Below are 20,219 nucleotides of genomic sequence, written 5' to 3' on the forward strand. Positions count from 1 at the left end.
GGGTTGACGCTTTTTACCGGCACTCAGGCCTCTCCTTCAAGCTCGGGTTGCGCCTGCAGCGGCAGGCACAGGGTGATGCAGGTGCCACGCCCCTCGATCCCCTCGCCCACCGTGATGCGCCCACCATGGGCACCGACCATGCCCTGACAGATCGCCAGCCCCAGGCCGGTACCCTGCCCGCCACGATCGCCGCGTGCGGCGGTGTAGAACATGTCGAAAATCCGCGGGCGATCCTCCACCGGAATACCCGGCCCTTCGTCGCTCACGGCAAACAGCAACTCGGTGTCGCTGGTCCCGACGCTCAGTTGCAAGCGGCCGTTGGCTGGCGAAAAACGCGCAGCGTTTTCCAGGACATTGATCAGCGCCTGTTCGATCAGCGCCGCATGCACGAAAAGCAACGGCAGTTCGGCCGGCAGGTCGGTGCTGACCCGCAGCGGCGCCAGCACCACCCGCAGGCGATTCAGCGCGCTGCCAACGATATCGGCTGGCGCCACCCAGTCCCGCGCCAGCTTCAATGACCCATGCCCGAGACGGGTCATGTCCAGCAGATTCTGAATGTAGCGATCCAGGCGCTCGGCCTCATCACGCGTGCCTTCGAGCAGTTCACGCCGGTCTTCCAGGGGGATCGCCTCCCCCAGCGCCAGCAGGCTGTCGATGCTGCCGCGCATCGAGGTCAGCGGCGTGCGCAAGTCATGGGACACCGAGGCCAGCAGCGCACTGCGCAACTGCTCGGTTTCGCCGTGCAGGCGCGCCGCTTCCAGGTCCTCGGCCAACTGTGCCCGGGCCAAGGCCTGGGCCAGGGGCTGGCTCAAGGCGCTCAACAGGCGTCGACGCTGAGCGTTGAGTTCCTCGCCCTCCTTCGGGCAGACCCCGAGCAAACCCAGCGGACCTTCATCGACGGACAACGGCCACCACCACCAGCGGCCGAACGGCAGGGTTCCAGTGCCCATCCCCGCCGGTTGATCGTGTTGCCAGGCCCAGTCGGCGGCAGCCCGCTCGGACTCGGAAAACTGCAAGGGCCCGCCCGTCTCGACCTTCCAGCCACCCTGCCCGTCGCGATTGAGCAGGCACAGCTGCAATTCCTTCCAGCCATTGAGATGCTGCGCCGCGGCACTGACCACCGCCTGCCGGTCGGTAGCGGCGGTGAGTTTGCGCGACAGGTCCAGCAGCTCGCTGGTTTCTTCCTGGGTATCGCGCAATGCCTGCAATTGCCGACGCTGGCGCGCCGCCAGGTTGCCGGTCAGGGCCGCCATCAACAGGAAGAACAGCAGCGTCAGCACGTCTTCCTCGCGCTGGATGGCGAAGGAGAACGTCGGTGGAATGAACAGGAAATCGTATGTCAGGAATGACAGGGCCGCACACACCAGCGCCGGCCCGAGACTGCTGCGTACTGCCACCAGCAGCACTGCGGCGAGGAACACCAGGGAGATATTCGGCAACGCCAGCACACTCGCCACTGCCCACGACAGCCCCGACGCCAGGATTGTCGCCAACACCGCCAGGGCGTAGTCGAACCAGACCAGCGAACGTTCCACCCGCAGGCGCGGCTGGCCGGGTTCATCCTCGCTGTCGAGCACGTTGATTTCCAGACCCTGGGCGTTGCGCAGCAGGCGCGCCGCCAGACCGCCACCGAACAAACGGCGACGCAGGCGCTTGCGTGACTGCCCCACCAGCACCAGGCTGGCGCGCCGCTCCGCGGCATGCTGGATCAGGGTTTTCGCCACCTCGCCGGCCCGCAGCAGGACCACCTCGCCACCGAGGCGCTCGGCCAGTTGCTGGGCGCTTTGCAGGCGCTGGCGGGATTGCTCGTCGGGAACTCGGCCGTTATCCACATGCACCAGGCTCCAGGGCAGATGCCGCCGCCGGGCGACATGGCTGGCATGGCGCACCAGGCGCTCGGCCTGGGCATCGCCGTCGACCCCTACCAGCAAGCGCCCGCGCACCGCTGGCGCGGCCTGCCCGAGCTTGCGATAACCCTGGGCCAGGTCGTCGTCGACCTGCGCCGCCGCGGCCTGCATCGCCAACTCGCGCAGCGCCGTGAGGTTGGTCTGGGTGAAGAACGCATCGATCGCCGCGCGGGCCTGCTCCGGCACATACACCTTGCCTTCGCGCAGGCGCTCCAGCAGTTCTCGTGGTGGCAAGTCCACCAGCAGCAATTCGTAGGCTTCCTGCAGCACCCAGTCGGGCAAGGTTTCGCGGACCTGCACCCCGGTAATGCCGCGAACCTGATCGTTGAGGCTTTCCAGGTGCTGCACGTTGACCGTGGTGAAGACGTCGATACCGGCCGCCAGCAACTCCTGGATATCCTGCCAGCGCTTGGCGTGCCGGCTGCCTGGGGCGTTGGTGTGGGCCAGCTCATCCACCAGTACCAGCTTGGGTCTGGCCTTGAGCAAACCGTCGAGGTCCATCTCTTCGAGCATCACCCCGCGGTATTCGGAACGCACCAGCGGCTGTTGCGGCAAACCGCCGAGCAAGGCTTCGGTTTCCGCCCGGCCATGGGTTTCAACCACCCCGGCCAAAACCTTCACTCCCTGGCGCAATTGCGTGTGTGCCGCCTGCAACATGGCGTAGGTCTTGCCGACGCCCGGCGCGGCGCCGAGGAAGACCTTGAGCCGGCCGCGGCCGTCGTGGGACAGATCGGCTAACAGGGCATCGGCGCGGCCGGAATCACTCATGCATTTTTCTCTCTGGACTCAAATCATCGACATACAGACTTGTAGCAGCTGGCTACAGGGCGAGCTTTTCCAGCGCCATGTTCAAGGCCAGCACATTCACCACCGGCGGGCCGACCAGAGGCTGCTCGACATGAGCGTCCACCAGTTGCTGCAGCGTGGCGACCGGCAGGTTACGCGCCGCCGCGACCCGCGCCAGTTGATAGTTAATCGCCGCCGGTGGCAAGTGCGGATCCAGGCCGCTGCCCGAAGTCGTCAGCAACGCCAGCGGTACCGGCCCCTGCCCTGGTACCACCAGCTTGTTGGCGTCGTCGATCACACGGGTGGCCAGCGCCGGGTTGCTCGGCGCCAGGTTGCTCGCACTGCTGGACACCGTGGCAAAGGCCCCGGCCGATGGACGCGGGTGGAACCAGCTGTCGCCGCTGAAGTCCTGGGCGATCAGGGCCGAACCACGGACCTGGCCCACGCCATCGAGCACCAGGCTGCCATTGGCCTGTTTCGGGAACGCCACCTGGGCCACGCCGGTGACCACCAGCGGATAGGCCACGCCCGTGATCAGGGTCATCAACACAATCAGGCTCAGGGCCGGACGCAATACAGTGGACATCATCAAATCCTCGATTCGGTTAACAGGTTTACCCGAACTCCGTAGGAGCCCGCTTGCTGGCGATGCGGTGCGTCTGGCGCACTGGGTTGACGCTATCGCCAGCAAGCTGGCTCCTACAGGGTCGCGGGGTTACACCAGGTGCAAAGCCGTCAGCAGCATGTCGATCAGCTTGATGCCCAGGAACGGCACCAGGATCCCGCCCAGGCCATAGATCAGCAGGTTGCGGCGCAGCAAATGGGCCGCGCTGGCCGCCTGCACCCGCACCCCGCGCAGGGCCAGCGGAATCAGCACGACGATGATCAGGGCGTTGAACACGATCGCCGAGAGGATCGCGCTCTGCGGGCTGCTCAGTTGCATGACATTGAGCACGCCGAGCTGTGGATAAATCGCCGCGAACAGCGCCGGCAGGATCGCAAAGTACTTGGCGATGTCGTTGGCAATGGAAAAGGTGGTCAGGGCGCCACGAGTCACCAGCAGTTCCTTACCGATCTGCACCACGTCCAGCAGCTTGGTCGGATCGCTGTCGAGGTCGACCATGTTCGCCGCTTCGCGCGCCGCCTGGGTGCCATCGTTCATCGCCATGCCGACGTCGGCCTGGGCCAGCGCCGGGGCGTCGTTGGCGCCGTCGCCGCACATGGCGACCAGGCGGCCGTCGTTCTGTTCGTGGCGAATGCGCGCCAGCTTTTTCTCCGGCGTGGCTTCGGCCAGCACGTCGTCCACCCCGGCCTCCGCAGCAATGGCGGCGGCGGTCAGCGGGTTATCGCCGGTCACCATCACAGTGCGGATCCCCAGCTTGCGCAGCTCGGCGAAACGCTCGCGGATACCGGGCTTGACCACGTCCTTGAGGTGAATGGCGCCAAGCAGCTTGCCCTCGGCGCACACCAGCAACGGCGTGCCGCCACTCTGGGCGATCTTGTCGATTTCCCGGGACAACGCCGGAGCCAGGTCGCCACGTTGCAGACCGACGAAAGCCAGTACCGAATCCACCGCGCCCTTGCGATAGACCCGCCCCTGATAGTCGACACCAGACAGCCGGGTTTCAGCACTGAACGGCACGGCGGTCAGCGCATCGGCGCCCGGCTCGGGCTGTGGATAAAGCCCGCGCAGGTATTCGACGATGGACTTGCCTTCCGCCGTGTCGTCCGCCAGCGAGGCCAGCAAGGTGGCCTCGGCCATTTCCTGGTGGTTGACCCCAGGCGCCGAGTGGATGGCCGCGCAACGACGGTTGCCGAAGGTGATGGTGCCGGTCTTGTCCAGCAACAGCACATGCACGTCACCCGCCGCTTCCACCGCGCGACCGGATTTGGCGATCACGTTCAGCCGTACCAGGCGGTCCATCCCGGCGATCCCGATGGCCGACAGCAAGCCACCGATGGTGGTCGGAATCAGGGTCACCAGCAACGCCACCAGGAACACCAGCGGCAGGCTGCCATTGGCGAAGTGAGCGAACGGCTGCAGGGTCACGACCACAATCAGAAAGATCAGGGTCAGGCCGATCAGCAGGATGTCCAGGGCCACTTCGTTGGGGGTCTTCTGGCGCTTGGCGCCCTCCACCAGGGCGATCATGCGGTCGAGGGTCGATTCGCCCGGATTGCTGGTAATGCGCACCAGCAACCAGTCGGACACCAGGCACGTATTGCCGGTCACGGCCGAGCGATCGCCGCCGGACTCGCGAATGACCGGCGCCGACTCGCCGGTGATCGCCGCTTCGTTGACCGCGGCAATGCCTTCGATGACTTCACCGTCACCGGGGATCATTTCCCCGGCCTCTACACGCACCACGTCGCCTTTGCGCAGATTGGCGGCAGGGATCACCTGGAAGCTGCCATCGGCTTTCTTCAGGCGTGCACTCAGGCCTTCGCTGCCGGCCTTGAGGCTGTCGGCGCGGGCCTTGCCACGCCCTTCGGCCAGCGCTTCGGCGAAGTTGGCGAACAGCACGGTGAACCACAGCCAGAGAGCGATCTGCACGGCGACGAAGGTTGGCACCGCAGTGTCCGGCACAAGGCACAGTACTGTGGTCAGGATCGCGGTCAGCTCGACCACCAGCATCACTGGCGAACGTTGCAACTGGCGCGGGTCGAGCTTGACGAAGGCCTGTACCAGCGCCGGACGCCACAGGGCTGCGATCGAGGTTTTCTGTTGCTCGTCGGTCGTGTGTTTCGAGGCCACGGTTTTAGCGCCGGGCATTTTTTCAGTTACAGCCTTCTTGGAGGCAGGAACAGGCATATTCATCATTAAGTCCTCAACCCTTCATTCCAAAGGCAGCCAAGCTCAAGTGGTCGGCAATCGGGCCCAGCGCCAGGGTCGGCAAAAAGGTCAGCCCGCCCACCAGCAAAATGGTCATGGTCAGCAGCGTGACAAACAGCGGGCCATGGGTCGGGAAGCTGTTCTGGCCGATCGGCGCGGTCTTTTTCAGCGCCAGGCTGCCAGCCAGGGCCAGCACCGGCAGGATGTAGCCGAAGCGGCCGATCAACATGCCCAGGCCCAGCATCAGGTTGTGGAACGGGGTATTGGCGCCCAGGCCGGCGAAGGCCGAACCGTTGTTGGCGCTGGCCGAGGTGTAGGCGTACAGCAACTGGCTGAAACCATGGGCACCGGGGTTGCTCACAGCTGCCACCGGCCCCGGCAGGCTCGCGGCGATAGCACTCAGTACCAGCACGCCGACCGGCATCACCATCAGCGTCACCACCAGCAACTGCACTTCCTTGGCCTGCAGCTTCTTGCCCAGGTATTCCGGGGTGCGCCCGATCATCAGGCCGGCGAGGAACACCGCGATCAGCACGTTCAGCAACATGCCGTAGAGGCCCGCGCCGACGCCGCCGAAGATCACTTCGCCGACCATCATGTTGATCAGTGCGACCATGCCGCTCAGCGGGCTGAGGCTGTCATGCATGCCGTTGACCGAACCGTTGGAGGCCGCGGTGGTGGTCACCGACCAGAGCACGGTGGCGGTGGTCCCGAAGCGCGCTTCCTTGCCCTCGAGCGGCGCGGTCTGTTCGACCGCGACATTGTTCAGGGTCGGGTTAGGCTGGTACTCGGCCCACAGCGAAGTCGCGCCGCCGATCAGGAACAGCGCCAGCATGCAGGCGATGATCGCCCGGCTCTGGCGCAGGTCCTTGACGTAGTGGCCGAAGGTGAACACCAGGGCCACCGGGATCAGGATGATCGAGGCCACCTCGAACAGGTTGCTCCAGGCCGTCGGGTTCTCGAACGGATGCGCCGAGTTGACGCCAAAGAAGCCCCCGCCGTTGGTGCCCAGTTGCTTGATGGCGATCTGGCTGGCGGCCGGGCCCAGTGGAATCACCTGATCGACGCCTTGCAAGGTCACGGCGTGGACATACTGGGCGAAGGTTTGTGGTACGCCCTGCCAGACCAGGAACAATGCCAGCAGCAGGCACAGCGGCAGCAGGCCGTAGAGGGTGGCGCGGGTCATGTCGACCCAGAAGTTGCCCAGGGTCTGCGCCGAGCGCCGGCCGATGCCGCGGCACAGGGCAACCAGCACGGCCAGGCCGGTGGCGGCGCTGACAAAGTTCTGCACGGTCAGGCCGATCATCTGGCTCAGGTAGCTCAGCGAGGCTTCACCGCTGTAGGACTGCCAGTTGGTGTTGGTCATGAAGCTGACCGCGGTGTTGAACGCCAGCGTCCACTCCTGCCCCGGCAGGTTCTGCGGGTTGAGCGGCAAATGGTCCTGGAACAACAGAATCGTGAACAGCAACAGAAAGCCGGCCAGGTTGAACGCAAGCAGGGCCAGAGTGTATTTCTGCCAACTCTGTTCGCTCTGCGCATCGACGCCCGAGAGCCGGTAACAGGCACGCTCCACCGGCCCCAACAGCGGCGTCAGCCAGGTGCGCTGGCCCTCCATCACCTTGTAGTAGAACCGCCCCAGGAAAGGCGCGGGCAGCAGCACCAGGGCAAAGAAGCCGAGGATCAGCCAATAGTCATAACTGTGCATAGCCGCTCCTAGTTCCGATCCGCGCGCAACAGCGCAACCAGCAGATAAATGAACAGCCCCACTGCCAGCAGCAGGGACACCCCGTCCAGAACGCTCATGGAATCTCTCCGTCGTACGGCAATCGCCGCGTGTGGGGCATTGTCCGCAGGGAGGCTGTAAAGGAACGAGATCGAGGGCGTGGGCGGCGCATAAAGAAAGCGTAAAGAAAGGCTTTACGCGGGATTTACACCGGCAATCGGCGTGGCCTGGGGAGGAGACGGCAGCCATCGCGGGAAGTCTTGCTGCAACGGCAGGCACAATCCATGAAGGAACATGCCCGGACGCCGCCCTTCTCTGTTGCACGGCTGTGCACCAATCCAGACACCTTCAGCCCAGAAACAACTGGAAACATCCTCGATACGACAGCTTCTGGCGCTTTACGACGCCCGTTTTCGCTCTGGCATGAGCGGTGCAGTGAGCAGCCTCGAGCACTTCTTTCCGTTCTGGGAGCCACGCATGAACACACAACTCAAACCAACGCTGGGCACGCTGCATTTATGGGGGATCGCGGTCGGGCTGGTGATCTCCGGGGAGTACTTCGGCTGGAGTTATGGCTGGGGTGTCGCCGGCACCCTGGGCTTTCTGCTGACCTCACTGATGGTCGCGGCCATGTACACCTGTTTCATCTTCAGCTTCACCGAGCTGACCACCGCCATTCCCCATGCAGGCGGGCCCTTTGCCTACAGCCGCCGGGCCTTTGGTGAAAAAGGCGGGCTGATCGCCGGACTGGCGACCCTGATCGAATTCGTCTTCGCGCCACCGGCCATCGCCCTGGCGATCGGTGCCTACCTGAATGTGCAGTTCCCCGCCCTGGACCCGAAGCATGCGGCGGTCGGTGCCTATATCGTGTTCATGGGACTGAACATTCTCGGGGTCAAACTCGCCGCCACCTTCGAGCTGGTGGTCTGCGTACTGGCGGTGGCGGAACTGCTGGTGTTCATGGGCGTAGTCGCGCCGGCCTTCAGCTTCAGCAACTTCGCCCTCAACGGCTGGGCCGGTTCGGACACCTTCGGCGCGCCGGCGATTGCCGGGATGTTCGCGGCGATTCCATTCGCCATCTGGTTCTTCCTCGCCATCGAAGGCGCAGCCATGGCCGCCGAGGAAGCCAAGGACCCGAAACGCACCATCCCCAAGGCCTACATCAGCGGCATTCTGACCTTGGTGCTGCTGGCCATGGGCGTGATGTTCTTCGCCGGCGGCGTGGGCGACTGGCGCACCCTGTCGAACATCAACGACCCGCTGCCCCAGGCCATGAAAGCCGTGGTCGGGGACAACTCCGGCTGGCTGCACATGCTGGTGTGGATCGGCCTGTTCGGCCTGGTGGCGAGCTTCCACGGCATCATTCTTGGCTACTCGCGGCAGTTCTTCGCCCTCGCCCGCGCCGGCTATCTGCCGGCGTCGCTGGCCAAGTTGTCGCGCTTCCAGACGCCACACCGCGCCATCATCGCCGGCGGCCTGATCGGCATCGCCGCCATCTACAGCGATGGCCTGATCAACCTGGGAGGCATGACCCTGACCGCGGCGATGATCACCATGGCCGTATTCGGCGCCATCGTGATGTACATCATGAGCATGCTCAGCCTGTTCAAGCTGCGCAGGGTCGAGCCGCACCTGGAACGCACCTTCCGCGCCCCAGGCTACCCGCTGGTCCCGGCCATTGCCCTGGCGCTGGCCGTGGTCTGCCTGGTGGCCATGGCCTGGTTCAACAGCCTGATCGGCCTGATCTTCCTCGGTTTCATGGCCGCCGGTTTCGTCTACTTCCAACTGACCGCACAACTGCGTGCCAATGCGCCAGCGGATGCGATGCTGACCGGGCTCTGAGTGAGTAGCATGCCTCTGTAATTGGCTTGCGTAGCCGCACGGAAGATTGATGCAAGAGAGGTTACCGGGGCAGATCGGGCCTACAATGGAACCACTGCGAAACGCTGTAACTCGAAGTGGTATGGCAGCTTGACGGGCGAAACTCCTCGCCCGCCGGTATGCCCTCAAGGAGAGCCTTATGCCCTGGTATGCCTGGTTGATTCTGATCGTTGCAATCGGCTCGATCGTTGGCGGTTTGATGATGTTGCGTGACACCGCCAACAAGGTGGAACTGACCGATGAGCAACGCAAGCGCGTTGCTGAGCGCAACGCGGAAGCGGACGCCAAGGACGCGCAGGACCGCTGACTGGATAACCCGATCGAACAGCCCCGCCACTAACACAATGGCGGGGCTTTTTATTTCCTCAGCGGCATTATTTCTCCCAGGCAGCCTTGGTGATCTGCAGGCCATGCAAGCCTTTGTAGGCAGCCCGCTCTGGCTGGCTCCAGCCTTCGAGCAATGCTTCGTCGAGCCGATAGATTTCCACGCCCAACGGCCGACAGACACTGAGCGGGTCCTGGGCCTCCGGCCCCCACATGGGCAACGACAGGTCGCCGCCCGGGCAGGTCGACAGCGCACACAACAGATCGATTTCGGCAAAGAACTCCAGGTAATCGCCCTTCTGCGCAGGACAGGCCTTCATGAAATACATGTCGTCGTGATTGAGCCCGGTGCACTGGAAGATGTTCAGCACGTCGTGCACATCGAACTCGGTCAGGCCGTGGGGCAGGACCGCGCGCGTGAGGTTGGAGTGGCAATGGTGATGGAAGTCCTCCCCGGTGAGCATGCGGTTCACGTAGGGATCGCAGCGCGTGCCGAGCAGGTCGTGCAAACGCCCGCCATGCTCGTCGATGCCGTAACCGGCCAGGCTGTCATCGGTAATGGTCACCAGCGGCCGCAGGAACGGCAGGTTCGACCACAGCCGATCGTGGGTACTGACATGCGCGCCCTGCAACTGCCGGGTACGCGCCGCCCACAAACGCTCCCGCGGATCGTTGGCATTCCAGACGTTGAAGTCCCCGACCTGTGGGCCGGCCGGCGTGGTCACCCGGAACACATGTCCGGCCGGCACATGCCAGGCCCGCCCGGTGCGGATCGGTACCTCGAATTGCTCGATCAAGGTGCGTTGGTCCTTGCTGTCGCGGACCCGCTCATAAAAGGCCGTGTCCACCTGCAGGGCCGAGCCTTTGCTGACCTGATAAGCCGCGGGATAGTCCTTGTACATGGTTGAAACCCTCGATCAGTGGCGGGAAGAGTGGCTGAGAATGTCGAGCAACAGCCGTTCGGAATCGTCCAGGTAAACCGCCAGGGTCTCGCCGGCGGCCTGCTTGTCGCCATCGGCGAGCAAGTCATGGATCTGCCGGTCCCGGGCCAACCAGGGGGACTGGAAACGCTGCTCGTCAGGGGCGGCACAGAACACCAGGCGCAGCTGCGCCACGACGTTGGTGAAGAACTCGTCGAACAAGGGGCTACGCATCAGCCCGACGATGTGTTGATGAAACGCCAGGCTGTGGGTACCTACCGAGCGCCAGTCCTCGCGCTCACGGGCGAGTTCGCTGGCCTCGATAGCCTCGAGCATTCGATCGGACTGGTAGTCGCGCAACGGTTTGCTGGAGGCAATGGCCTGTAACTCCAGGGTACGACGCACCTGGAACAGGTCACGCACCTCGTCAATCCCCAACTGTCGCACCGTGACGCCCTTGTTGCGTGCGTAGCGCGTCAGGCCTTCCTGCCCCAGACGATGCAAGGCCTCGCGGATGGTGTTGCGCGAGGCGTTGTAGGTGGACACCAGATCGCCTTCCACCAGGGCCATGCCCGGCAACAGGCGACCGCCGATGATATCGGCACGTAACTCCAGGGTTATCTGGTCAGCCAGGGACAATACGTTGCTCATGAATATCGCCTTGCGATTGTTGAACAATCTATGGATATCCAATAGTCACTATTCATGCCAACTGATACTGGGCTCGCCGGCAAACCATGACTTTCTAGTCATTCAGTAGGGAAAATGAGGTTTCTGGGGTTAAAAGTGCAATCCCCCTCCCGTCAACCTTGGGTAAGATGACTCCCTAGCTGTGGAGACTTCCCCGATGCGTTACTCGCAAGACCATAAAGCCCAAACCCATCAACGCATCATCAAGGAAGCCGCCGAGCGCTTTCGGCGCGACGGTATCGGTGCGACAGGCCTGCAACCACTGATGAAAGCCCTGGGCCTGACCCATGGCGGTTTCTACTCGCATTTCAAATCCAAGGATGATCTGGTCGAAAAAGCCCTGCAGGCTGCGGCCGCAGAACTTGATGCCCACTGCGCCACACTGTTTGCCCAGGAACAGCCACTGCAGGCCTTTATCGACAGCTACCTGTCCGAGTGGCATCAGACCTCTCCCGGTCAAGGCTGCCCGCTGCCCACCATGTCTTCGGAACTGGGCCTGCGCGGGCAAGCCAGTCCCACCACTGATGCCGTGCTCAATGCCCGACTCGCGCAGGTCGAGGCCAATCTCGAAGGAGAAAATGCCGCCGACCAGAGCCTGGTGATCATGTCGACCCTGGTCGGGGCCCTGGTGCTGTCACGCAGTGTCGAGAACCCCGACCTGGCCAAACGGATACTGGAGGTAACACGCGAGCATCTGAAAAAGCAGGATGGGCAGGCGGAGTGAACCGCACCACCCTCCGACCTCGACACGGTTATTTGTAGCGAGCAGCCGCGCTGCTTTTCGACAGGTTGGGCCCCAGGGCAAAACGCGCAGCCACGAAGTCCTCCCAATCAGCCGAGTCGGGTAGCGAGGGGATGGTGATCAACTCACCCTGATCAAAACCGGCCAGAGCCGCATCCACCATCTCGGTGGCGTCCATAACCATTTCGGCTGGAATCCCCTGGGCGTCGATGCCCGAACGCTCCCAGATCTCGGTACGGGTCACCCCGGGCAATACCGCCTGGACCTGCACGCCTTTACCGTCCAGTTCCGCAGCAAGCGACTGAGTCAGGCTCAGGACATAGGCCTTGGTCGCACTGTAGGTCGCATTAAAACGCTCGGGAATCAGCGCCACCACCGAAGCGATATTGATGATCGCCCCTCTTCCCGCTGCCGAGAAGCTGGCGGCAGCAGCGGCAGCCAAACGAGTGACCGCGATCACATTGAGCTGAATCATCGCCTCCAGCCGATCCGTATCGGCAACGGCCAGGCTTCCGTCGGCAGCGACACCGGCATTATTCAGCAACAGACTGATACTCGAGTCGGAACGCAAACGCTGCTCGACCTTCAACACATCGGCCTTGAGCGTCAGATCGGCTTTCAACACTTCAACCTGCACTTTGTGCTCGGCCCGCAGCCGGGTAGCCGCGGTTTGCAGGCGCTGCTCATCTCGTGCAACCAGCAACAGATCGTAACCACGAGCGGCCAACCGCTCGGCATAAACCGCACCGATGCCAGATGAAGCACCGGTGACAAGTGCCAGCCCCTTGGGGGAAATCGAGTTCATAACGGCTCTCCAGAAAAGTGCTTGAGAAGGGAAAGACAAGGAATTGATACGCTGCTTGGGAAGCGATTTGATTATAGTCATAATCCAATAAAATATTACGATCATAATTCTATCGAGACGATAGACAACATTGAATGGCGCAATCCTGCTTATGGTGCTTTGCGCACTATGGGCCCGAAAAACACCAGGCCGATCACTGATCGGCCTGGTGCCTGAATTGAAGCGTCAGTTGACCTTCAATTTTTCCCGGTTGCTTTCCAGAATCGCCTTGCCGATTCCCTTGACCTCGAGCAGTTCGTCCACCGAGGTAAAAGGTCCATTGCTCTCACGATATTTAACGATCGCCTGCGCCTTGACCGCACCAACGCCGGGCAGCTCGCGCTGCAAGGCGGCTGCATCGGCAGTGTTCAGATCGATCTTGCCTGCTTGCTCCGAAGAGGCCACCTGCGCCACTGCCGGAGCCTTGGCCTCGGCATGGACCGCAGGTGCTGCGTAGGTAATGGAAGAAAGACTGGCCATCAGAGCGAAGACCAGAGAAGGGAAATAAGTGATACGCATAAGTGACACTCCATCACATCGATTAGGAAAAGCAGCTTTTCCAAAGCTGCTCTCCAAACCTAGGCGGTGCCACGGGCAAGTCAAAAGTGACTGGGTTACAACGTATGTAAATTCAGGGTTCGAGGCGACGCTGCTGGTAAATCCAGTCGACAATATCGCCATCCGGGGTGTAACCGCTGACAGTCTCGCGCAGCAGTTGTCGAACCCTGGAATAGTCATCCTGCTCAACGGCCGCCAGCAATTCCGCCAGCTTGGCTTTCAGCAAGTCCCAAGGCAGATGATCCTCACTGGCGCTCATGATCATCGGGTGCTGAGTGGCAGAAACGTTGTCGCCAATCAGTAACTCTTCGTAAAGCTTTTCGCCCGGGCGCAAGCCCGTGAACTCGATGGCGATGTCGCCCTGGGGGTTCCTCTCCGAACGAATACTCAACCCGGAGAGGTGAATCATCTTCTCGGCCAGCTCGACAATCCTCACCGGCTCCCCCATGTCCAACACAAACACATCGCCGCCCTGCCCCATGGAACCGGCCTGAATCACCAGTTGCGCCGCCTCGGGGATGGTCATGAAGTAACGGGTGATTTTCGGATGGGTAACGGTCAGTGGGCCACCAGATTTGATCTGGCTATGAAACAACGGAATTACCGAGCCTGAAGACCCCAGCACATTGCCAAAACGCACCATGGTGAAACGGGTTTTGTTGACACGCGATACGTTGGCTTTGTCCCCAAACAACACCGGGGCGATTTCACGACTTAGAGCCTGCAGGGTCAACTCAGCGAGACGTTTGGTGCTCCCCATCACATTGGTTGGGCGCACCGCCTTGTCGGTGGAAATCAGCACGAAATTGGCGACCCCGGCCTGTAATGCGGCCTGAGCAGTGTTGAGCGTTCCCATCACGTTGTTCAGCACGCCTTCGGCGATATTGTGCTCGACCATCGGCACATGCTTGTAAGCCGCCGCGTGATAAACCGTATCGACATTCCAGGTCTTCATCACATCCAGCAGCTTATGCGGATTGCGAATCGAGCCAAGAATGGGCAGCAACCGAACAGGCGACGACTCGCGGGAGAGACGCTGCTCGAGTTCCGACAGGATGTTGTAGAGATTGAACTCACTGTGATCGAACAACAGGAGCGTGGTCGGCCCCAACGAAAAAATCTGCCGGCAGAGTTCGGCCCCGATCGAACCACCTGCGCCGGTCACCAGAACCGTCTTGCCTTTGATGCAGCGAGCCAGCAGGTCAGGCTGAGCAGGTACAGCATCGCGGCCGAGCAAGTCAGCGATATCGACTTCCTGAATATCGTCGACCTTCACACGCCCGCTGGCCAGGTCGGTGAAATTCGGAACACTGCGCACATGGAGCGGAAAGCCCTCAAGCAGATTGAGAATTTCCCGGCGCCGCGCACGAGTCGACGACGGCAATGCCAAGAGAATCTCCTGGGCACCGGTTACTTCAATCATCTGTTGGATGTGTTTGGGCTTATAAACCTGCAAACCGGAAATGGAGCGATCCGCAATACTCGGATCATCATCGACAAAAGCCACAGGACGCATTACCCGCCCCATGCGCAGCGCCGCAACCAGTTGGTTGCCTGCAACGCCAGCACCATAAATAGCGACCTTGGTCAGCCCGTCGTCGCGGCTGGTAAACGGCACATGCTGGACAGCACCAAACCAATCACCTATGAAGTATTGCCTCATTGCCAACCGAAGCCCGCCAATAATTACCATGCTCAACCACCAATAGTTGAAGATAATTGAGCGAGGGACTACAGCCTCATGATTGCTATACCAATAAACGACAAGAGCAAGAATCAGAGAGGAAAGGCTCACGGCCTTAATGATGGCAACCAAGGCATCATTGCCAAAGTAGCGCATCACCGCCCGGTACATACCAAAGCGAATAAATAATGGGATAGCTATAGCTGGGGCGCTCATGAACAGCCAGAAGTGGACCCTGAAGGGGTTGTACATATCCTCTATGCCAAGCCGAACCATAAAGGCAAGCCACAAAGCTCCCCACACCAAAAAAATGTCAGTGGCAACCTGAATCAACCTTTTTTGCCTTCTCGGCAAGCCCAGCAAAAAGGAACGAATTTTTTCCATAACCCTCAACCGACTGACCCCTGCCTATTTTTCTCATTCGCAGTGTTTTTATATAAAAAAATCGACTAATGCTTACTCAACCTCAACTCTGAATATTAGGAGATCGAACCTCCGGCCTCCCAGCACGATATCTAATCGCTATCAACACAAGGGGTACATAAGCCACGAACAACGCTAAGGCTCCATCCACATCAAAATATACAACGCTGAGCGCCATGGGAAAGAGCCAGAACAAATTAATCACTACGACTGCTATCGTCACTGGAAAGTGACGACCATAAAGACGTGAAGCGTACTGATAAGCATGACTCCTGTGCGCTTTATAGACCCTATCTCCCCTAGCAAGCCTACACAACAATGTGAGCGTAGCATCCACGATGAACACACCAAGAAGAATAATCCAAACCCAGAAAAGTCGTGGCTCAACATGACCAGCTTGTATTGAGAATACTCCCAAAACGATACCTAAGAAGCCGCTGCCTGCATCCCCCATGAAGATCCGGGCAGGTGGGAAATTCCAGATCAGGAAACCGGACACCGCAGAAGCCAACATCAAAGGCGCCCAAACGAGGCTCTGATTACCGCTCACAAGATACAGAACACAGCTCCCAAGACAGACACAAATAGCCTCTACGCTGGCGATTCCATCAATTCCATCCATAAAATTATAGAGATTGAGAATCCACACCAGATAGACAGATGCAACAAAGCCACCAACCCAGCGCCAGTCAAACCCAACACCACCTATCTCGATTGTCGGCATCCCTCCCAACCAAAACAACGCCCATAATGCGCCACCAAAATGCCCCAACAAACGCCAACGGGCAGCAACGTGGCCATGGTCATCCATAAAACCGACGATAGCTACTAATAATCCCGAACCTGCCACAGCCAGAAAAAATGGCAGATCAATCCACCCGAGACAACGCATTACCACCAAAGAGCCCAGGAAGGTCATGACAATGGATACCCCTCCCCCCCTCGGGGTAGGTATGGAGTGAGAACTACGCTCATTCGGTATATCCATAATATTGCGAGACAAGGAGTAATACCTCAGAAGAGCAGTTAAGCAAAACGAGGCTCCGATCGCTATTATTGAGAGTATCCACCAGTAACTCATCGTTTGCGTAACTCCAAGAAGCTCTTCACCGTCTTGCTTAAGGCATCTCTCATCACAACCTGTGGGCGCCAACCAAGCAAGTCAAAATTTTTAGAGATGTCCACCTCCAGTGAACCTACCACTCTCTTAACCATCTTCTCCTTTCGCGAAATTTTTGCGACGGCCATCAGCAACCATAGCGGTACGGGGAACAAACGAAGAGGTTTCCCCATTGCAGTAGCCAGACGCTTTAAAAGTTCAGGAGTCGAGACGTCTTCACCATCACTGACCAAAAATATTTCATTCGCTGCTCTAGGATGCACAATACAGGTCTCAACAAAATCTATGAGATTATCGGTAGACACCAAGCTCCTAGAGTTGCGAATTGCTCCTAGCGGAAGAGGGATGCCAATACTTAGCCACTGCATCAAGGATAAAAAATTCGCTTTAACTCCAGGTCCATAAATAAGGACGGGACGAATGATCACGACCTCCATACCAGTTTCAACAGCTAGCGCCCGCAGACCAGCCTCAGCTTCCATTTTTGATCTACCATAAGGGTCAAGTGGAGCTGGAATATCATCAGGCTTGTAACGCTTACCGAGAGTTGTTTCCTCACCATTCACCTTGATGGAACTGATGAAAATAAACCTTTTCACGCCAGCGGCAGCAGCACAGCGCGCAAGGTTTAAAGTACCTTCTACATTGATCTGCCGAAACTCGAAAAGAGGGTCTAAAACAACCTCACGCATCACATGGGCTCGAGCAGCTGCGTGGACAACAACATCAATCTGAGATTGAAATACCTGATCCCATACTGTGTAGCCGTCAATAGCAGGAATATTATATTTCCGCACAGCCAACGATTCACAGTCTTGGTCACTTCGAGTTGTAATAGCGATTGAAGAATTACCCGTATTGATCAAGTGCTGCAATAACGCTCTGCCCAAGAAACCTGTAGCACCAGTCAGGAGAATCGATCGAGAACACATCAGAAAATCCCGCTCTTTGGTTAAACCCGTGAACAAAAATACGGCTGCCTAAGCAGTGCTTTCCGTATAATTCAAGCTAGCTCTAAGCACAAGCTATTTAGCTAATACAATAGCTCTACAAACAAAGGCAGGACCTACGACAAATAAATACCTTGTACCCAGCCATCACAGGGTGCCCCCCCCCTTCAGCCTCACTCAAAGCAGCAGTACAAGAAAATAAAAACAAAGAGTCTGCCAGACCTTGCAAAAATCTTTTTTTTTTAGTAGAACCTCCACAAATGGATGAGCGCTTAGATTTTCTATGAGGAGCAAAAATGGATAGCATTAAAAATGACACAGAAAACTCTTTGAGAGAAGAGATTTCAGAATCAAAATCGAAACTACAAACAGTATCTCCCCACTACTCCACCCCTGCCTATATCCATAGCCAAATTTCGAACTGGCTAAACGCATACAAATATAACAGTTTGATTCTTTCACCACTTATCGAAACGCCAAAAACAAAAACAAAAACAAAAACAAAAACAAAAACAAAAACAAAAACAAAAACAAAAAAGGACAGCAACCTCTCCTCTTATAGCAAGCCAGAGCCCAAAGAAACAAATACGGACAAGAGCTTTTCTATTTCCCTCAAGCTTGGCATGAGAAACATATTCGGTTCAAAAGTAAGGACTGATTTGATAATTGGAAATAAAACCTTTACATTACTTCTAAAAACCAAAGATAACATTGATGAATGGAAAATATTAAGCACTAGTAAAAAACCACAAGAAACGCCTAAAACAACTCCACTCACACAACTGGCTTTTTTAGAACTTATTAAATCAACGTTACATATTTAGAACTTCCTCACGAATATCTAAGCCCAACTCAACCTGATTGGGCCTAGATCTTCCATAGATACTCTTTAAAGGTTACCTCAGTTTCCCCGCTCTTTATTGTGCTGAGCCAGTAGTTCTTTATAAAGACTTGCATAGCCATTAATCATACTATCTACAGAAAACACACTCTCCGATCGAAGCTTGGCACCCCCACCTAGCCTCATACATAACTCATCATCTCCCTCGAGAGATAACATAGCCTCGGCAAGAGCATCAGGGTCACAGGGAGAGACTACTAGACCCGTTTCACCATCAATATTGATAAACGTCGTACCGGTCCCAATCTCGCAAGAAATCATGGGCTTCCCAAACATGGCCCCCTCTAGCAGAGAGATGCCGAAAGCCTCTGATCGTAAATGCGAAGGAAAGACAATAGCTCTACACAAAGTCAATAGAGCAACTTTATCTTCATCCGATACCATGCCAAGAAACCTTACAGTATGTAAGCCCAATGAATTTGCTTTGCTTTTCAGCGAGCCTTCGTAAGGGCCACTACCTGCAACAACAACTGGAAATGGTGCTTTCAAACATGCATCAAGCAAGTAATCAAGCCCCTTATAATAACGAAGTGCTCCTACAAATAAAAAGAACCCTTCTCCAACACGTTCTCTCCAGTAGTCTAATTTTTTTTGCATTGGGGATGGATAGGTACTTTTGTCCAAACCAAAAGGAATGACTCTTACCTTTTTTATATGCCGCTGCAACACCAAACTACTTTTTGCATAATTTGGAGAAGAAGCCACAATGACATCTACATCAGACAAAAACGAATGCATCAGTGGAGTATAGAGCTTCAAAAGATTTTGTTGCTTAACTATGTCCGAATGGTATGTTACCAGCGTTGGTTTTTCTAAATTAGAAAAAAAGTGCATTAGATCCATGAAAGGCCACGGAAAGTGGTAATGGATAATATCCGCTTGAGCCGAAAGCTTCTTAAACATCTTAAATGCTGATATTGACATTCCCGTCGATGCTATATTTAAATCCCTCTTGGCACGATGAGTAATATGACTTGCATATATCTCGTTTTCACCCACCCCACGTGGACTTAGATAAAGAACTTCAGACTCGATACCGAAACTTCGAACCCCCTCAGATATTTGAAATATAACCTGTTCTATCCCCCCCATAGTATCTGGATAATAAGTCTTAAAAAAATGAAGCACCTTCGCCATAATAAAGACCATCAATTAACTATAAAGATCCGGCTCGTCGCTATATAACTTCCTATACGCACATAAGATCTGGCAGCGTCAGGTCAAAAACCTACTTCCTTGACTGAACCATGACTAAGCTCAAAAATCCTATTGCAGAATTTCTTTATCAACTCTTCTGAGTGAGACGCAAATACAAAAATCTTAGCCGCCGAGATCAAACTCTCCATTCGGGCTTTAGCTTTTTCTTGAAAGCCCTTATCGCCTGTACCAAACATTTCATCCACAAGTAATATTTCAGGTTGATTCGATGTACTAACAGCGAACATAAGTCGCATTAACATACCAGATGAGTATGTGCGTACAGGGGCCTCCAAGAAACTACCAAGCTCCGTAAAGTCCTCTATGGATGGAAGGAGCCTATGAATCTCTGATTTGCTCATACCTAAAAGCAAACCCAGTCGAAGGATATTTTCATATCCAGACAGTTCAGAATCAAGGCCCGCACCCAGCTCAATGATAGTCGAAATTTTACCTTGCGACGTAATTGAACCAGAAACTGGTGTATATATACCTGCCATGGAACGAAGAAGTGTAGTTTTACCAGCTCCGTTATGACCAATTAAACCGACAGAGTCCCCATCCTTCAGCTCAAAGCTAACCTGCTCTAACGCAGTAATCGTCATAACCTCTCCGGGAGCTTTAGACAAAAGCCCACCAGTGCTAGCACTTACAAGAGCCTTCTTTAGTGATTTAGCCGCGCCGTTATAGACAGGGTACTTAATTGTGACATTATCAAAAATCAAATGAGCCATAA

General features: G+C 57.3%; 18 protein-coding genes. 4 read left to right on the forward strand and 14 right to left on the reverse strand.

The window, feature by feature from the left end; all coding sequences use genetic code 11:
• Positions 1-23: 23 nt before the first annotated feature.
• From PVZ80_RS05635 to kdpF, 5 genes are all read right to left on the reverse strand, one after another.
• A complete protein-coding gene (locus PVZ80_RS05635; protein WP_016704351.1) occupies positions 24-2,675 on the reverse strand; it encodes a sensor histidine kinase in 2,652 nt (883 codons plus the stop codon).
• Between the two features lie 52 nt (positions 2,676-2,727).
• Positions 2,728-3,279, reverse strand: a complete 552-nt coding sequence (kdpC, locus tag PVZ80_RS05640; RefSeq protein ID WP_029527096.1) for a potassium-transporting ATPase subunit KdpC — start codon at positions 3,277-3,279, stop codon at positions 2,728-2,730.
• A gap of 129 nt (positions 3,280-3,408) precedes the next feature.
• Positions 3,409-5,466 (reverse strand): potassium-transporting ATPase subunit KdpB, encoded by a 2,058-nt coding sequence (gene kdpB, locus PVZ80_RS05645; protein WP_435307289.1) that lies wholly within the window; start codon positions 5,464-5,466, stop codon positions 3,409-3,411.
• A 55-nt stretch (positions 5,467-5,521) separates the two neighbouring features.
• Positions 5,522-7,231: a potassium-transporting ATPase subunit KdpA gene (gene kdpA / locus PVZ80_RS05650; RefSeq protein WP_009050153.1), complete on the reverse strand. Its 1,710-nt coding sequence runs from the start codon at positions 7,229-7,231 to the stop codon at positions 5,522-5,524.
• Positions 7,232-7,239: 8 nt separating this feature from the next.
• Positions 7,240-7,329 (reverse strand): K(+)-transporting ATPase subunit F, encoded by a 90-nt coding sequence (gene kdpF / locus PVZ80_RS05655; protein ID WP_007899818.1) that lies wholly within the window; start codon positions 7,327-7,329, stop codon positions 7,240-7,242.
• Positions 7,330-7,726: 397 nt separating this feature from the next.
• On the opposite strand from kdpF, the gene eat reads away from it, so the two are divergent.
• Positions 7,727-9,091 (forward strand): ethanolamine permease, encoded by a 1,365-nt coding sequence (eat, locus tag PVZ80_RS05660; RefSeq protein ID WP_038583509.1) that lies wholly within the window; start codon positions 7,727-7,729, stop codon positions 9,089-9,091.
• A 178-nt stretch (positions 9,092-9,269) separates the two neighbouring features.
• Positions 9,270-9,437 carry a DUF2897 family protein gene (locus PVZ80_RS05665; RefSeq protein WP_009050155.1) on the forward strand — a complete coding sequence of 56 codons (168 nt, stop codon included), beginning with the start codon at positions 9,270-9,272 and terminating at the stop codon, positions 9,435-9,437.
• Positions 9,438-9,504: 67 nt separating this feature from the next.
• Here PVZ80_RS05665 and PVZ80_RS05670 read toward each other — a convergent pair whose 3' ends face one another.
• A complete protein-coding gene (locus PVZ80_RS05670; RefSeq protein WP_028683080.1) occupies positions 9,505-10,356 on the reverse strand; it encodes an urea carboxylase-associated family protein in 852 nt (283 codons plus the stop codon).
• 15 nt (positions 10,357-10,371) lie between these two features.
• Positions 10,372-11,025: a GntR family transcriptional regulator gene (locus PVZ80_RS05675; RefSeq protein WP_009050157.1), complete on the reverse strand. Its 654-nt coding sequence runs from the start codon at positions 11,023-11,025 to the stop codon at positions 10,372-10,374.
• Positions 11,026-11,221: 196 nt separating this feature from the next.
• Here PVZ80_RS05675 and PVZ80_RS05680 point away from each other — a divergent pair, with 196 nt between their 5' ends.
• Positions 11,222-11,788, forward strand: a complete 567-nt coding sequence (locus PVZ80_RS05680) for a TetR/AcrR family transcriptional regulator (RefSeq protein ID WP_016704356.1) — start codon at positions 11,222-11,224, stop codon at positions 11,786-11,788.
• Between the two features lie 28 nt (positions 11,789-11,816).
• On the opposite strand, the gene PVZ80_RS05685 is transcribed toward PVZ80_RS05680, so the two are convergent.
• The 5 genes from PVZ80_RS05685 to PVZ80_RS05705 form a co-directional block, all read right to left on the reverse strand.
• Positions 11,817-12,611, reverse strand: coding sequence for an SDR family NAD(P)-dependent oxidoreductase (locus PVZ80_RS05685; protein WP_273863534.1), 795 nt, complete (start codon positions 12,609-12,611; stop codon positions 11,817-11,819).
• Between the two features lie 225 nt (positions 12,612-12,836).
• Positions 12,837-13,169, reverse strand: coding sequence for a ComEA family DNA-binding protein (locus PVZ80_RS05690; protein ID WP_028683082.1), 333 nt, complete (start codon positions 13,167-13,169; stop codon positions 12,837-12,839).
• A gap of 112 nt (positions 13,170-13,281) precedes the next feature.
• Positions 13,282-15,276: a polysaccharide biosynthesis protein gene (locus PVZ80_RS05695; RefSeq protein WP_273863508.1), complete on the reverse strand. Its 1,995-nt coding sequence runs from the start codon at positions 15,274-15,276 to the stop codon at positions 13,282-13,284.
• A gap of 82 nt (positions 15,277-15,358) precedes the next feature.
• Positions 15,359-16,396 (reverse strand): MraY family glycosyltransferase, encoded by a 1,038-nt coding sequence (locus PVZ80_RS05700; RefSeq protein WP_273863509.1) that lies wholly within the window; start codon positions 16,394-16,396, stop codon positions 15,359-15,361.
• On the reverse strand, positions 16,393-17,367 hold the full coding sequence (locus tag PVZ80_RS05705) for a UDP-glucose 4-epimerase family protein (protein ID WP_273863510.1): 975 nt from the start codon (positions 17,365-17,367) through the stop codon (positions 16,393-16,395). Before PVZ80_RS05705 ends, PVZ80_RS05700 begins: the two co-directional genes overlap by 4 nt.
• Positions 17,368-17,681: 314 nt before the next feature.
• Here PVZ80_RS05705 and PVZ80_RS05710 point away from each other — a divergent pair, with 314 nt between their 5' ends.
• Positions 17,682-18,209, forward strand: a complete 528-nt coding sequence (locus PVZ80_RS05710) for a hypothetical protein (RefSeq protein WP_273863511.1) — start codon at positions 17,682-17,684, stop codon at positions 18,207-18,209.
• A gap of 77 nt (positions 18,210-18,286) precedes the next feature.
• On the opposite strand, the gene PVZ80_RS05715 is transcribed toward PVZ80_RS05710, so the two are convergent.
• On the reverse strand, positions 18,287-19,423 hold the full coding sequence (locus tag PVZ80_RS05715) for a glycosyltransferase family 4 protein (RefSeq protein WP_273863535.1): 1,137 nt from the start codon (positions 19,421-19,423) through the stop codon (positions 18,287-18,289).
• 83 nt (positions 19,424-19,506) lie between these two features.
• Positions 19,507-20,217, reverse strand: coding sequence for an ABC transporter ATP-binding protein (locus tag PVZ80_RS05720; RefSeq protein ID WP_273863512.1), 711 nt, complete (start codon positions 20,215-20,217; stop codon positions 19,507-19,509).
• Positions 20,218-20,219: the final 2 nt, after the last annotated feature.

The organism is Pseudomonas sp. B3G-3 (assembly GCF_028640915.1).
GTDB classification, from domain to species: domain Bacteria; phylum Pseudomonadota; class Gammaproteobacteria; order Pseudomonadales; family Pseudomonadaceae; genus Aquipseudomonas; species Aquipseudomonas chlororaphis_I.

Bases quoted from the DNA above. Each gene is read 5' to 3' on its own strand.
- PVZ80_RS05635 (WP_016704351.1), bottom strand. From the start codon at position 2,675: ATGAGTGATTCCGGCCGCGCCGATGCCCTGTTAGCCGATCTGTCCCAC.
- kdpC (WP_029527096.1), bottom strand. From the start codon at position 3,279: ATGTCCACTGTATTGCGTCCGGCCCTGAGCCTGATTGTGTTGATGACC.
- kdpB (WP_435307289.1), bottom strand. From the start codon at position 5,466: ATGCCCGGCGCTAAAACCGTGGCCTCGAAACACACGACCGACGAGCAA.
- kdpA (WP_009050153.1), bottom strand. From the start codon at position 7,231: ATGCACAGTTATGACTATTGGCTGATCCTCGGCTTCTTTGCCCTGGTG.
- kdpF (WP_007899818.1), bottom strand. From the start codon at position 7,329: ATGAGCGTTCTGGACGGGGTGTCCCTGCTGCTGGCAGTGGGGCTGTTC.
- eat (WP_038583509.1), top strand. From the start codon at position 7,727: ATGAACACACAACTCAAACCAACGCTGGGCACGCTGCATTTATGGGGG.
- PVZ80_RS05665 (WP_009050155.1), top strand. From the start codon at position 9,270: ATGCCCTGGTATGCCTGGTTGATTCTGATCGTTGCAATCGGCTCGATC.
- PVZ80_RS05670 (WP_028683080.1), bottom strand. From the start codon at position 10,356: ATGTACAAGGACTATCCCGCGGCTTATCAGGTCAGCAAAGGCTCGGCC.
- PVZ80_RS05675 (WP_009050157.1), bottom strand. From the start codon at position 11,025: ATGAGCAACGTATTGTCCCTGGCTGACCAGATAACCCTGGAGTTACGT.
- PVZ80_RS05680 (WP_016704356.1), top strand. From the start codon at position 11,222: ATGCGTTACTCGCAAGACCATAAAGCCCAAACCCATCAACGCATCATC.
- PVZ80_RS05685 (WP_273863534.1), bottom strand. From the start codon at position 12,611: ATGAACTCGATTTCCCCCAAGGGGCTGGCACTTGTCACCGGTGCTTCA.
- PVZ80_RS05690 (WP_028683082.1), bottom strand. From the start codon at position 13,169: ATGCGTATCACTTATTTCCCTTCTCTGGTCTTCGCTCTGATGGCCAGT.
- PVZ80_RS05695 (WP_273863508.1), bottom strand. From the start codon at position 15,276: ATGGAAAAAATTCGTTCCTTTTTGCTGGGCTTGCCGAGAAGGCAAAAA.
- PVZ80_RS05700 (WP_273863509.1), bottom strand. From the start codon at position 16,396: ATGAGTTACTGGTGGATACTCTCAATAATAGCGATCGGAGCCTCGTTT.
- PVZ80_RS05705 (WP_273863510.1), bottom strand. From the start codon at position 17,367: ATGTGTTCTCGATCGATTCTCCTGACTGGTGCTACAGGTTTCTTGGGC.
- PVZ80_RS05710 (WP_273863511.1), top strand. From the start codon at position 17,682: ATGGATAGCATTAAAAATGACACAGAAAACTCTTTGAGAGAAGAGATT.
- PVZ80_RS05715 (WP_273863535.1), bottom strand. From the start codon at position 19,423: ATGGCGAAGGTGCTTCATTTTTTTAAGACTTATTATCCAGATACTATG.
- PVZ80_RS05720 (WP_273863512.1), bottom strand. From the start codon at position 20,217: ATGGCTCATTTGATTTTTGATAATGTCACAATTAAGTACCCTGTCTAT.